Genomic DNA, 14,067 nt, shown 5'->3' with positions numbered 1-14,067 from the left:
TTGGTAGAAAACGCTTTTGCTAGATTGAAACATTTTAGGGGCATTGCCACGCGATATGATAAGCTCAAAGATAGCTATGCAGCGGCGGTAATGCTTGCTTGTGTCTTTATCTGGTTGCCACTCATTTGAATTCTATACACACCCTAAAGGCTGTGTTACAAAAGCTTTTATAGCTAACAAAATAATTCATGAATTAAAAATGTTTCTATTAATAATATATATTTGACTAATGTTAATAATACAGCTGGCTTTACCTATATTCACATTACATCAGCTTGAAGTATCCTTAAAACCTTATCCTCTCCCAGCTGGTCAATCAACGCTTGCAGATGGGTAGTAGAATCAGACTTGTTTTGGGCATCTGCTCTAAATTCTGCCGTATCTCTACCTTCACGCAAAGCATCTAAATAGTCCGCCCACTTCTGCATCATATTACTACGATCATCAATGTATTCAAATCGACCATAGGCGGTTCCATTAGGATCTTTCGTCGTATGACCCAATGCCATCTCTACAAGCACAAGTGGATACTTTAACTGCTCTTGTAGGATGGTCTTCGCTGTCGCTCTAAAGCCATGAGCACAATGTATATCTTTATAGCCTAAATCCTTTAACCGCTTATTCGCTGTCGCATCAGAGATGATCTGATGCTTTTTTGCCGTCTGGCTAAAAAATACGTATTCAGTATGACCATTAATTTTTTGTTGTTCACTCAATATAGCTACGGCTTGACGAGGTAGGGGAACGACCATGTCTTTGACCATGTTTACCTTGCCTTGCCCCTTCAATGGCTTTAATCGCCATCTGCCAGTTTCTAGGTCTAGATCAGCCCAGCTCATACGTCTTAAATCACCATTGCGAACAAACAGAAGCGCTAATAGCCTAAGGGAATTTATGGTGTTTGGGTCACCTTCTATTGTTTCGATAGCTTTAAGTAATTTAGCCAAGTCCTTCGGTTTAGTAACCGCAGGACGATGACCGTAACTTGACTTAGCTAATTGGCTCTTAATGAGCGCCGCAGGATCACTCGTACAGAAACCTCGTGCCCCAGCATAGACAAACACATCACTGGCAATGCCAGCACAGCGTTCAGCCTTGTCTGTGGGCTTACCATCCTTGTTTAATGACTTAGCTTGGATGTCTAATAGCACTTCAAGCATTTTAGGAGATGTAATATCGCTGATTGGCTCGTCACCAATATATTTGCATATAAGATCAAGACGACCTTTCTTACGAATGAGGGTGTTACTTTTCTGAGCCTGATCTAAGCTATCAAAATACTCCCAAGCAAAATGATTAAAAGAGTTTTTAGTTTTACTAATAATAATTTTCTTTATTTCTTCACGATGAAATTTTGGGTCAATACCTTTGCTTAACAGGTCTTCATATTCACGCCAAACCTCACACGCACGTGCATACGAGATACTTGGATATATACCAATGGATATAATACTTTGCTTAGAATTTGAAGGAGGGTAGTAGCGGTACATCCATGACTTAGTCTCAGTAGGACGTACCATTAAGAATAGTTTGGGATGATTTTTGACAGCAACGAAGTACTTCTTATCTTCAGGCTTATGGCTGCTGATGCTTCTGTCTGAACTGATCGCTTTTCTTTCCATATCCTAGATCTCTATGAGTAGACTCAAAACTCGGTATACTTGACAGTATACTCAAAGTGCATGGATTAGGATAGATTCATAGGACAGTATAGAACGCCAGATACAACAAAGCCCCTGATATCAGGGGCTTTAGCTGTTCTATAAGATAGTATAGGACTATGTAATGGTACCCGGAGCCGGACTTGAACCGGCACGCTATTGCTAGCGAGGGATTTTAAATCCCTTGTGTCTACCAATTTCACCACCCGGGCAAAACTTGTTTTATCTAAGATGTAAACTAGCTGATAGACCATCTAGTTACTAGATAAGTGGTCGCTATTATAATCGGTTGTGATAATAATGCAAGCCAAAATTAACGTAAAGTTAATAAATAATTGGAGGCTGGAGTCGGAATCGAACCGGCGTTAACGGAGTTGCAGTCCGCTGCATGACCACTCTGCCATCCAGCCAATCAAGGTCGCCTATATTAGCAAAAATATAGTAAATTACAAGTCCTTTTTTCATTAAAAACAGCTTATTTATTATCTTATCTATATTTAGCCCCAATTTAGAAGCGTTTATACTGTTAATAGGCTTTTTCAAACTATTAGTAAACCAGTGTTTAATGATGATGGTTTAAAATATAGTGCGCTAAACTATATCTTTATTGTTACGTTTGGCACTTTTCACATCACGATAAGTGGCCGTGCAAATTAATACGAGTACGCCAAGAGTAATGGCGGGCCAAATTAAGATATATAAGCCGTAGATAAAAACGTTGTCCATGATATCTCCTTATAATATCGCTAAGTAAGTAGCGATTAGCCAAATACTTCTGGCCAATCGGCACTTGGATAAAGCGACTTTGATTTAAGATTTAAGTGACGATGGGATTTCCGACTTTTTATCGTAATTGCCCACACGCTGCTTAATTAAGTCGAAGTCGAAGTGTTCGTCTCCCATCAGGCTGATAATCACACAGACGACGGTACTAGCGCCGTAAGCTGTTAGAGAGGCTAGCAGGACCATATATTGACGTAAGAAGCCAGTAGCGAAGATAAGCATCAGCACTAGCGTGATAACTGCGGCGACCATGCCAATCTTACGACCTAAGAATCCAAAGACCATTAGCCCAATAACAACCGCTGCACCGACACTGGCCAGTATTTCAAAGAATAGGGCGGTGACACCAGTGATTGGGAGTAATTCGAAACGGGCAACGCAAAATAAGAGTAGTCCGACGATAACTGCTGAGGTAAAGGCAGTGTTGGTGACGCGATTCCAAAACACACTGGCGATAACAGGGAAGACAATAGCCCCCCATAGTGCACCAACAAATACTAGCATGACGAGAATATCAAGCTTAAAGCTCGCAAAAATTAGTCCAGCTGCTGTCGCAACAATCATCGTGCCGCGACCAATTAGCATCATTGTTTTAGGTTTAACATGGCCTTTTTTGGCGATATTTTTACCGTAGACATCCGCCATCATAATAGTTGATAGCGCTGACAAATCTGAATCAGCAGTTGAGGACAATGAACCAATCACTAAAATAAAAAATAATGCAATAAAGACTGGATGTAGATAAGTACTAACCATTTGAGGGATTAGGTTATTCATATTGCCATCGAGTGGTTCAACACCAATAGTCACAGCCATTAATCCAATCATACCAAGGCCGATGACGATACCCGCATAGCCAACCGTAGCAGTGATAAACGTTGCTTTGATTTTGGTCTTATCAATAGCAAATAGGCGCTGAGTGATGGTTTGATTACCAATAGCATATGCCAATACCGCTACAAAATAAGGCGCACCTTGTTGAAAGAATGCCTCAGAAGAAAAGAAATTCTGTTGCTCCAAAGTCAGGTTTGACAGGCCGCTAACCATAACTTCAGGGCCGCCCATAGCAAATAATACCGCTGGGATAATGACAATACCAATGGCCATTAGAGCGACCAACTGGGCGAAATCCGTAAAGACGGATGCTCGAAAGCCTGATGTTAGCGTATAACTTAGGACACCAATACCTGCAATCATTACCCCTGTTTGGAAAGATAATGGCGAAAGAACAGATACCAAGGCTCCAGCAGCAGTAAAGTTGACCATCAAGCTAATTAAACTGCCCATAATGTTGGATATGGCTAAGATTAATTGGCTTGATGAACCGTGGCGGGCATGAATCAGTTCACCTAGTGTATGGCCATCTGGTGCCAATTCACGAAAGCGCATACCAAAAGGGTAGATGAATAAAATCATCAATGCACCCCAAAAGCCATAATGTATCGGCCCTGATACGCCGTACTTATAGCCAGAGGTGGCCGCAGCGTAAAATGAGGCTGCCCAAATCCAAGTGGCGGTCATGCTGGCTGCACCCATACCAAAGCCAACACCGTGACCTGCGACCATAAATCCAGAAGTGGTCTCTTTATCTTTTTTGATTAATAAGGACAGTAAATAGGTGCCGCCATAAAATGCTAATAATAATAAAATAATCGTTAATGATGAAAATTGGAACAATGACTCAGTTTTCAAACTCAGACCTCGCAATTGTTAGTTGATGAATAAAGTTCAGCAAAAATGAAAGATACCAAACCATTAGGAATACAGCATAGCCTACACAGTCCTCATACCGAACGTATGTGGCTAATATAAATAGCGAAAATACCAACTGCAGTGGTAAGCAAATGCTAAGTGTTACGCCCAAATCTTAATGAGACAGATACTGTCAAATCAAAAAGACAGGGACTACTTTCAATAGGCGTCAGTTAATGGGTAAACCATCACGCTATTAATAGGCATACACAAAGGTAGCTACATGCTAAAGAAAACTCATGTGATGAGTGTCTATAGCGGAATTACGAATAAGCACTAAGCCATGATAAAATGACCCAAACTCGATTTAGACAGCCTTATCAGCTGTAATAAACAATAGCTGAGAAATCTCTACTCATCTATTGCGATTGATGTGTTACTAAGCGGCATTAATAAATAAAACTACATATTTGTTAAGTGCCTGTAACATATTTGCGGGATAAGAGTAACCTATTATGTCATTAACCTCAAACATTATCCGATATTTACCAAACAATGACCGAAGATGATATATAAGTATTTATTTAAAGAGATTTAATAATATTTTTAATAAAGCATTGAAAGATAAGGTTTTATTATTAGTAGCATCGAGTGATATATCGCTATGAGCTAAGTTATAACCATGAATGGTTAGCTGAAGCTTTCATTAGAAAAATAGATAATGAGCGATAGATGATGGTTGCTCTCAATGAACAAGTAGAAGTGAATTTTTATATATTATCTTGTTTGGTATAGTAAGTGACTCGGTTATCACGTAAAAATCCAGCCAATCCAAGGCCATAACGCTCAGCCACGCGCACTGCTGTACTGGTAGGCGCTGACATGCCAACTAGCCACGGGATTTGACTTCGAATAGACTTTTGAACCAGTTCAATAGAGAGACGCGAAGTCATAAGCACACAGCTAACGTCTGCTTTTTGGCGTAATTGCCAACCGATGAGTTTATCAAGTGCATTATGGCGGCCTACATCCTCGAATAAATGTAGCTGCTGATTATGTATCGTCGCTGCGGCATGTACCGCACCTGTCAGTTGATGCGTATGTTGCGCGGCATCCACTTGTTGACGCAGTGCCAATAGGGAGTCAAGACTTGGTGCGCTCGTTTGAATGCCATTTATACCTGTCTGTTGGTTATGTTCATGGTGTAAATGGTCTTGTGAGTAAGTACTTAAATCAGGCAAAGCTTGCGTTAGTCCAGTAATACCGCACATACCGCAGCCTGTACGCCCTGCGAGCTGTCGTTTTTGTGCTTGGATACGTTGATGGCAGCGTTGGCTCAATACCAACTCCACGACATATATATCGTAATCTTGAAATTGTTCTAAGCTTTGCTCAATTGATACTGAGTCAAGGCTTTCATCATTCGAATCTTGAGCAAACTTCTGGTAGCTAGCGATATCTGCAAGGTGAGTCACTTCCCAGTCGAGTAACTCGTGACTGTATTGAATTAAGCCTTCACTAAATAAGAACCCAACAGCCAAATACTCTAACTGATGAGGACTGGCCATCAACACAGCATAATGAATCCCATTAATAATGATAGAGACCGCAGCTTCTACGGCTAAGCTAGTAGTCTGAGATTCAATTTGAAGGTGAGAGTCATGAGTAGGGTTATTGCTAACTGACGGGTAATGATGCTTTTGTGCTAAGTGGCTACGAGCAAGTGGTCTCTCTGACAACCTCTCATCGTTAGACAGCTCAGGTGTAACTATCTTAGTGCTAGTTGAGTTATCTATCATAGCGGGGTCGATAAGAGCCTCACTTTGCTGAGCGTTATTTTCAATGGTTATCACGGTTTATCATGGCCTAGAAATATGAGTGTGTTTATGGTCATTTAGAGGAGTAGCCAATGAAAATGTCATTCTCATCGGCTCTCCGCAGTATGATTTACGCAGGCGTAGCTATTGATGTATTTGCCTCTACGCGCTCTAAAACGACGGTCGTCGATTTGTACGCTGGGATATGAGATTCTGGCGCATGTGTCTCCAAATCAAAGAGATCATTGCACTCAGGGTAGTAAGCGGCGACAGCGTTAGAGGCAATATCCATCTCGCTCAATACCAATGGGCCCAATATGCGTGGTTGCTCTAGGCTATCTTTAGCACGCTGGCGAGTGACTATAACACGGTCACCTTTTTGCCAACCTAAACGACTTATTTCATCGGGATGCATGAACAGCACGTCACGACGATCCGTTTGACGATAGCGGTCTTTAAACCCAAAAATCATAGTGTTAAATTGGTCATGGCTGCGGACACTGGTCAATTGCCAAATCTTTTGCGCTGTATTTTCAACATCATCGATATCGTTTGCGGCTGCCATTTGTGCAGCGACAAAAGTAATCGGATATTGTGGGACTTCAAACTGGGCTTTGCCGCTTTCGGTATTCCATACACGATGACGCGCCGCATGATACAAATGAAAGCCACGCTCAGAGGTACGAATACGCTGATTGAAGTCTTCAAATCCATTAATCGCTTGAGCGATATAGTCCCGAATAATATCGAAATCCTCACTCATCGCAAGCCAAGGAATAGACGAGTCGGCGCCGAGTACATGGGTCGCAATATCCGCTACGATTTGAGCTTCAGATTTTAGAGTATCACTAACAGGTTTGAGTTTGCCCTGAGTGGGTACGATCTGACACATGGAGTCTTCGATAGTGGCAAATTGCTCACCCTTTGTTGTGACAATACGTTCGGTACGGCCTAAGCAAGGTAGGATCAAATTGTTAGCACCGGGGTATAGCATGGTCTCATTGAGCTTAGTACCGACAAATATATTAAGCTGAGTAGTGGTTAAGGCTTGCTCAATCGCGCTGGTATCAGGGGCGGCCACTGCATAGTTACCACCCATGCCCATAAAGACTTTCAATTTACCTGCGATAAGAGCCTTGGCACCTGTGACGACATCGTAGCCATGTTCTTGTGGCATAGGGTGCTTAAACACACGCTCTAAACTGTCTAGTAAGCTTTTGCTAGGACGCTCATGGATACCCATAGTGCGATCGCCCTGTACGTTGGAGTGCCCACGTACTGGGGATGCACCAGCGCCGTCGATACCAATCATACCCATCAGCAGGAGCAAGTTGGTAATCATCGCCACATTGTCATCACCCTGTACATGCTGAGTAATGCCCATGCCCCAAGTGCAAATCGTTGCTGGACTATCAGCTACCAGCTCAGCGAGATTGATAATATCTGTCTGAGAAATACCGCAGCCAAGTGTGATATCTGACCATGATTGCTCTGTTAGCCACTGTTTTAGAGGTTCAAATCCTGAAGTATGAGTGGTAATAAAATCATGATTGATTTTATCGTTTTCGATTAACCACTTGGCAATGCCCGTCAATAAGGCTGCATCACCGCCGATTTGAATTTGAATAACGTCATCGACCATATCAGCACTTTGACCGGCTGCCATGTGAGTTGGTTTTTGTGGATTTCTGAACTTGCTTAAACCTTGTTCACGCATCGGGTTGATTGAGATGATTCGACAGCCTTGCTCATGCGCATGGGCGAGCATCTCTAGCATACGTGGATGGTTGGTCGCTGGGTTTTGCCCAAACATCAATATCAGCTTGGCTTGCTCAAAATCTTCTAGCATGACCGTCGCTTTACCAATACCTAGCTGTCTGCTTAGCATTACTGAGGTTGGCTCGTGACACATATTTGAGCAATCAGGCAAATTATTGGTACCAAAGCAGCGTACGAACAATTGAAATAAGAAGGCAGGCTCGTTAGTCACACGGCCTGATGTATAAAATAATGCCTCATCAGGTGAATCAAGCTGTCCTAACTGCTCAGCGATTAAGCTGTAAGCGGCTTCCCAAGGGATAGGAACATAGCGATCTTGCGCCGCATCGTAATACATCGGCTCTGATAAACGTCCACTGTGTTCCAGCTCGTAACCAGTCCATCCCTGTAGTTCAGTGACAGTATGTCTCGCAAAAAACTCGGCATCTGCTTTGTGGGTCATGGTCTCACTGGCAATGACTTTAATGCCGTTTTCACAGACATCGATGGCTTTGTGCGACTTATGGTCAGGCCAAGCACAGCCTGGGCAGTCAAATCCGCCTTGCGGCTGATTGCTTTTAAATACACTTATACCGCCACGCAAAAATGTCTTATAGTCCATTAGTTTTTGGGTAGATGAGATCAGCGCAGGCCAACCAGCAGCAGGGTGGGAGTAGATAGGAATTTTGCGCATGACAGACCTCATAGATAGATGACAATAGCGAAGCTTTGATAGACGACAACTATATAATGGTCAGTGAAAAGTTCATATGATCATTAACTATAGATAACAAAAAACCTCCAAGAAAAATCAATTCTCTTGAAGGTCTTTGAAGTTATCGGAAATGATTATATCCGACAGGTACCAACTTACAAGTCGTAAGTCATGGAAAGCATTAGCTTAAAAACTTAGCTCAAAATCAAACTGTCGTCTTCAACTTTTTCGCCACGTGTTTGCTCAAACATATCGAGTAGATCATGTACGGTCATGCCTTTGCGAATGTCACCAGCCACATCCAACACGACTTGACCCTGATGCAGCATAACGGTGCGTGTACCATGTGCCAATGCTTGTTGCATAGAGTGGGTAACCATCATCGTAGTCAGTTTATTATCCGTGACAATCTTATCAGTCAATTCTAAGACAAAAGCCGCAGTCTTTGGATCAAGAGCTGCAGTATGCTCATCAAGCAACAAGATTTTAGAAGGCTGCAATGATGCCATTAGAAGACTTACTGCCTGACGTTGACCACCAGAGAGTAGACCCATACGATCGGTTAGACGATTTTCTAGACCTAACTTTAAAACGGATAGTTTTTCTCGGAACAAATCGCGGTTGTTTTGATTCAGTGCAAATTTCAGACCGCGATTACCGCCGCGTTTGTAGGCCAAAGCCATATTTTCTTCAATCGTGAGCGCTTCACAAGTGCCCGCCATCGGATCCTGAAAGACACGAGCAACCCAATGCGCGCGTTGATGAGCAGACTTTTTGGTCACATCAATGCCATTTAGCAAGATTGAGCCACTATCGACACGCGTCGTACCGCTTACCGCGTTCAAAAAAGTAGATTTACCTGCGCCATTGGTACCGATGACAGTGACAAATTCACCATCAGCAATATTTAAGCTGATACCACGTAGGGCAGGGTTTTCGATTGGCGTGCCTGGGTTAAAGGTCAACCGTAAATCGGTGGCTTGCATCATAATCGTTATTCCTTATTATCTCTTCAAGCGTCACAAGTATTATCAATACTTGCTTTGACTGTCATTAGGCGCGAACTTTGCGTGATAAAAACTTGGTTTTCGCTTTTGGCAATACTAAGGCTAGTACCACGAGCAATGCGGTAATCAAGTTCAAATCCTGTGGTCCAAAGCCGATGCTACGTAGCGTATCGCTTGATAGTGCGACCTGAATAAATAGCTTATACAGTACCGCGCCGACAACAACGGCAAAGGTAATCAGCCAAATACGCTTGGCAGGAATGATGGTCTCACCGATGATGACCGCTGCTAGACCAATGACGATGGTACCGATACCGATAGAGATATCAGCGCCGCCTTGGGTCTGGACAAATAGCGCACCCGCTAAGGCAATCAAGCCGTTAGAAATCGCCATACCGATGATGGTCATCCATGAGGTATTGATACCTTGCGCCTGTGCCATTCTTAAGTTTGAGCCAGTAGCGCGCATCGATAGCCCAGTTTCGGTGCTATAAAACCAGTTTAAAAATAACATCGCGAGCGCGACGACGACACCGATAATCAGACAGCGCATCCAATAACCATTGCCGTCAGTGACTAAGCTACTAAATACCGTCGTCTCACCAAGCAAAGGTAGGTTTGGCGCACCCATAATGCGTAGGTTGACAGAATATAGAGCGACCATCACCAAGATACTAGCGAGCAGTTGCAGGATACCGAGCTTGACGTGCAGCCATGCGGTGACGATACCAGCGACTGACCCTGCTAACATACCAAAAGCACAGGCGATCCACGGGTTGATACCAGCGACGATAGAAATGCCAGCGACGGCGCCGCCTAACGGAAAACTACCGTCAGCGGTCAAATCAGGAAAGTCGAGTGTACGAAATGAAATCAGCACACCGAGTGCGACTAGGCCATAAATCAGACCACTTTCAAGCGCACCAAAAAAAGCAATTAAAGACATAAGAGATCAGTAAGTCATAACCCAGTGTCTAGCGTATGGTATCAAGATAGGTAAGTGGCAATTGCCAAAATCATCTACCTGCTAAACAGCTAAGCGGTGAATTTAACAGATTAAGCAATCTGCGGTTAGGGTAAACCAAAACAGGTCACGATTAATAACGATCATAAGTTACCTTGGTTTAAAGCTCTGATTCAAGCAACAGCAATATTCGATGAGGTAAAGTATATTTTACGCAACAAGTACCAGATAAGCCACAAGCTAAATACCGCAATATACGAAACAAGCTTATTGAAATAGGCGTTACTGAAACAAGAAGCCCAGCCTACTGATTCATAGCTGGGTTTCTTGTCTAACATTTAACATCGAAGCATAAGATAGACGATCAATTAATAAGCGTTACGGCTATCTTATAACGGCTGCTACTCTGAGCTAAATATAAAGGTGCGTTATTCTACCACTTCTTTTGCTTTATCGATAACCGCTTGTGACAAAGTAATGCCTTCTTCTTTGGCATGTTTTGGGCTGACATATAGATTAAGCGCTTGCGGGGTGTAAACAGGGATAGCGCCCGCTTTTTCACCGTTCAGGATACGCACAACGATTTTGCCCGTTTCACGGCCAAGCTCATAGTAGTCCACGCCTAGTGCAGCAACGGCACCGCGCTCAACTGAGCTAGTGTCTGAGGCAATTAGAGGAATCTTACTTTGTTTAGCGATTTGATAAAGTGATTCGTACGCTGATACCACGTTGTTGTCAGTTGAAGTATAGATCATATCGACCTTACCTTCGAGACTACGGGCTGCCATCGCAATGTCGTTACTACGCTGTGCAGGTGCTTCAAGTACATTGATACCGAGTGGTGTTAGCTTCTCTTTAAGATTTTTTAAGATAATCGTTGAGTTGACTTCACCTGGGCTATAGACATAACCGACGTTCTTTAATGATGGAATGATTTGACGCATCAAATCAATCTGTGGCTCGTACGGTAGGGCATCTGATGCGCCTGTAACGTTGGTGCCAGATCCATCTAGCTTAGGTACCAGTTTGGCTGCTACTGGGTCAGTAACTGCTGAGAATACCAATGGAATGCTGCTAGTAGAAGCGGCAACAGATTGAGCAGATGGCGTTGCGATAGCGACGATAACATCTGGCGCATCAGCGACAAATTGCTTGGCAATCTGACCAGCAGTAGCAGTGTTTCCTTGCGCGCTTTGGAAGTTAACGGTTAAGTTTTCACCGTCCTTGAAGCCTGCTTCGTTTAGCTCGTCGATGACACCTTTACGTACATCATCAAGCGCTGGATGTTCGACGATAGCGGTAATAGCAACGGTCTTCATAGCTGTCGCTGCATCACCACTAGCGGCAGCATCCGTAGAGCCATCATCTTGTGCTGATTGGTTACAACCAGTCAAGATAGCCGTACATACACCGCCTAATAATAAAGCCTTACCGAAATTAAAACGACCAAAACGATTTTGAGACAACATGGGTCTTACTCCTAAAATAATAGTGTGTCCGTACACTATATAAATAATTGACGAGCTAATAGATAGCTTACTACTTTTTATTTGGTTTCAGCATCAATATCAACATTGATGGCGTTTTTTAGTAACTCTGCTGGCAAGCTGACACCTTGTGTTTTGGCGTGCTTAGGACTGACATATAAGGTCAGGTCATTCATGACTTCAGGTTTGATGGTGTTGACCGCTTCGCCATTTAACACGCGATATACCATCTTGCCAGTGGTACGACCAAAGTCATAGTCATTAACACCAAGCGCAGCAGTCGCGCCGCGTTTTACACTGAATTCATCAGACGCGATAATCGGTAACTTGAGCTCATTTGCTGCTTGGGTCATGGCCTCAAAGGCAGAAGCAACATTGTTGTCAAATGAGGTATAGATGATATCTGCGCGTCCTTGCAAGCTGCGCGTCGCCATACCGATATCCGTTGGACGATTGGCAGGAATGTCTAATAGGGACAGACCTCTTGCTGGTAGAGCTTGTTTTAGGTTCTCACGCAATGACACTGAGTTTGCTTCACCTGGGCTATAGACATAACCGATGGTTTTTAAGTCAGGCTTTATTTGCTGTAATAAATCTAATTGCGGCTCTAATGGCAGCTGGCTTGATAGTCCAGTCAAATTGCTTTGAAAGGGCTTGCCATCTGCTGTGATGAGTTTGGCACCTAGCGGATCTGACACAGCAGTATAGATAATAGGGATAGTGGTGGTCGCGGCTACCACTGACTGCGCAGAAGGCGTTGAGATTGCTACGATCGCATCAGGGTTGTCTCCTGCAAATTGTTTGGCAATCTGTCCTGCAGTCGCTGTGTTTCCTTGCGCACTTTGAAAGTTAACAGTTAGGTTTTGACCTTCGACATAACCATTATCTGCCAATTCATCAATAATCCCGCGGCGCATATCATCTAATGATGGATGCTCAACGATTTGAGTAATGGCAATTGATTTGGCAGGTTTGTCTGTAGCCGTGCTATTTTCAGCAGTCGCTGCGGTCTCGGTAGAGGAGTTTGAGCAGCCGATTAGTCCAAGTGTGCTAATGGCACTAAGAGCAACGCCATATAGGCTTAAGCGTAGAGTAGAAGCGATAGTCATTATTAGGTTAACTCATAGGTTATATCAATCGCAAAAACCAAATGGATACTGCCAGACTGACTGAGCCTACTAACTTATATAGTATTCATTTTGCTCATCTGTTTGGTGTACTTTGGTTTTTTGCCATGATATTGAAGAATGCAGATTAGCCAAGTCAATGCTATGTTGATGCTGAGATAGCAGGCTAACAATTAAATAAAGTAATCGTTCCATCGATTATTATGTTCATATTATGACAGTAATGTAAGTTATCGCAATAAAAAATTAATGTGTGGCGGTCATGGTGATGGATAATAAAAAAATCATCACTTCTTTTTATCTTATCAAGACGCGTAATGCATTGAAGCTCTTATGTAGATCTAAATATAAAGGATGCCACTAAGGTACTTTTGTTTGCTCAAACCATATGCAAAACGCTTACAGCCTAGCAACGCATCTATTACGTACTCACTTCATAATTAACGTAAGCTAATTTTCATACGAGAAACATGATAAGTCTAAAGATAATCCAGTCATTTTGGTGACATTGTGCTGCCATAGTGAATACAAAATAGACCTTATAGTTTATCTAAATTTTTCGAATGACTATTTTAAGGATAATATAATGAACACTGCTAATCTCAAATTATTAACCATCGCTGGTATCACTGCTACTTCTTTGATTGGATTGCCTGCTATGGCAAAAGATGGTCATGGAAACGGGCACGGTAATGGACATGGTAATAGCAAAGGTAACTCTGCCCATGTCAGTAAAAACTATAAGCATAATGGCAACGCCCACCCAAGTATTAACGCTTATCGCAATGCTAGCCCAAATGCTTCATTTAAGCGTGATCTTGATAGATACGGTTATAGAGTAGTCGGCAAGATTGATAGAAGGGATTATGACCGTTCTGTCGTTTTAGATCGTTATGATGACCGTTACGTTCGTATTCGTACGCCAGAAAACAACATTGTGACGGTGATTAATGATACGTTGCAGATCATCGATATTTTGAGCAGATAAGTATCAGGCTTGGTTTTTAGCCATTTGCTAAATCAGCCATAAAAAAAGATGCCACTTAGGGCATCTTT

General features: G+C 42.8%; 10 protein-coding genes, 2 tRNA genes and 1 pseudogene. 2 read left to right on the top strand and 11 right to left on the bottom strand.

The genetic code is table 11. The annotated features are described in order from the left end of the window. Window positions 1-129, top strand: a pseudogene (locus tag ACQKCG_RS03405) (IS5/IS1182 family transposase); the annotation flags it as partial. A 131-nt stretch (window positions 130-260) separates the two neighbouring features. On the opposite strand, the gene ACQKCG_RS03400 reads toward ACQKCG_RS03405, so the two are convergent. The 11 genes from ACQKCG_RS03400 to ACQKCG_RS03350 all read right to left on the bottom strand — a co-directional run bounded on the left by ACQKCG_RS03400 (window position 261) and on the right by ACQKCG_RS03350 (window position 12,993). Then, window positions 261-1,622 carry a tyrosine-type recombinase/integrase gene (locus tag ACQKCG_RS03400; protein ID WP_427585118.1) on the bottom strand — a complete coding sequence of 454 codons (1,362 nt, stop codon included), beginning with the start codon at window positions 1,620-1,622 and terminating at the stop codon, window positions 261-263. Window positions 1,623-1,786: 164 nt separating this feature from the next. Next, a tRNA-Leu gene (locus tag ACQKCG_RS03395) sits at window positions 1,787-1,873 on the bottom strand. Window positions 1,874-1,997: 124 nt separating this feature from the next. Further along, window positions 1,998-2,071, bottom strand: a tRNA-Cys gene (locus ACQKCG_RS03390). Between the two features lie 181 nt (window positions 2,072-2,252). Beyond that, on the bottom strand, window positions 2,253-2,387 hold the full coding sequence (locus ACQKCG_RS03385) for a putative transporter small subunit (protein WP_219621825.1): 135 nt from the start codon (window positions 2,385-2,387) through the stop codon (window positions 2,253-2,255). 84 nt (window positions 2,388-2,471) lie between these two features. Next, a complete protein-coding gene (locus ACQKCG_RS03380) occupies window positions 2,472-4,121 on the bottom strand; it encodes a sodium:solute symporter family protein (protein WP_322868758.1) in 1,650 nt (549 codons plus the stop codon). 785 nt (window positions 4,122-4,906) lie between these two features. Next, window positions 4,907-5,989 carry a formate dehydrogenase accessory sulfurtransferase FdhD gene (fdhD, locus tag ACQKCG_RS03375; protein WP_240990899.1) on the bottom strand — a complete coding sequence of 361 codons (1,083 nt, stop codon included), beginning with the start codon at window positions 5,987-5,989 and terminating at the stop codon, window positions 4,907-4,909. Between the two features lie 94 nt (window positions 5,990-6,083). After that, window positions 6,084-8,405 (bottom strand): FdhF/YdeP family oxidoreductase, encoded by a 2,322-nt coding sequence (locus ACQKCG_RS03370; protein WP_427585117.1) that lies wholly within the window; start codon window positions 8,403-8,405, stop codon window positions 6,084-6,086. Between the two features lie 215 nt (window positions 8,406-8,620). Next, on the bottom strand, window positions 8,621-9,415 hold the full coding sequence (locus ACQKCG_RS03365; RefSeq protein ID WP_057759272.1) for an ABC transporter ATP-binding protein: 795 nt from the start codon (window positions 9,413-9,415) through the stop codon (window positions 8,621-8,623). Between the two features lie 64 nt (window positions 9,416-9,479). Then, window positions 9,480-10,379 (bottom strand): ABC transporter permease, encoded by a 900-nt coding sequence (locus ACQKCG_RS03360; RefSeq protein ID WP_102094941.1) that lies wholly within the window; start codon window positions 10,377-10,379, stop codon window positions 9,480-9,482. Between the two features lie 446 nt (window positions 10,380-10,825). Beyond that, window positions 10,826-11,866, bottom strand: coding sequence for an ABC transporter substrate-binding protein (locus ACQKCG_RS03355; RefSeq protein ID WP_102094940.1), 1,041 nt, complete (start codon window positions 11,864-11,866; stop codon window positions 10,826-10,828). A 77-nt stretch (window positions 11,867-11,943) separates the two neighbouring features. After that, complete coding sequence (locus ACQKCG_RS03350; RefSeq protein ID WP_102094939.1) at window positions 11,944-12,993, bottom strand: ABC transporter substrate-binding protein; 1,050 nt, start codon at window positions 12,991-12,993, stop codon at window positions 11,944-11,946. A 604-nt stretch (window positions 12,994-13,597) separates the two neighbouring features. On the opposite strand from ACQKCG_RS03350, the gene ACQKCG_RS03345 reads away from it, so the two are divergent. After that, on the top strand, window positions 13,598-13,999 hold the full coding sequence (locus tag ACQKCG_RS03345; protein ID WP_102094938.1) for a hypothetical protein: 402 nt from the start codon (window positions 13,598-13,600) through the stop codon (window positions 13,997-13,999). Window positions 14,000-14,067: the final 68 nt, after the last annotated feature.

Origin of the sequence: Psychrobacter sp. NPDC078929, assembly GCF_050267985.1 — a bacterium.
Lineage (GTDB): Bacteria > Pseudomonadota > Gammaproteobacteria > Pseudomonadales > Moraxellaceae > Psychrobacter.
Note: the sequence above shows the minus strand (reverse complement) of the source record. Positions and strands in the feature narration are given on the sequence as shown.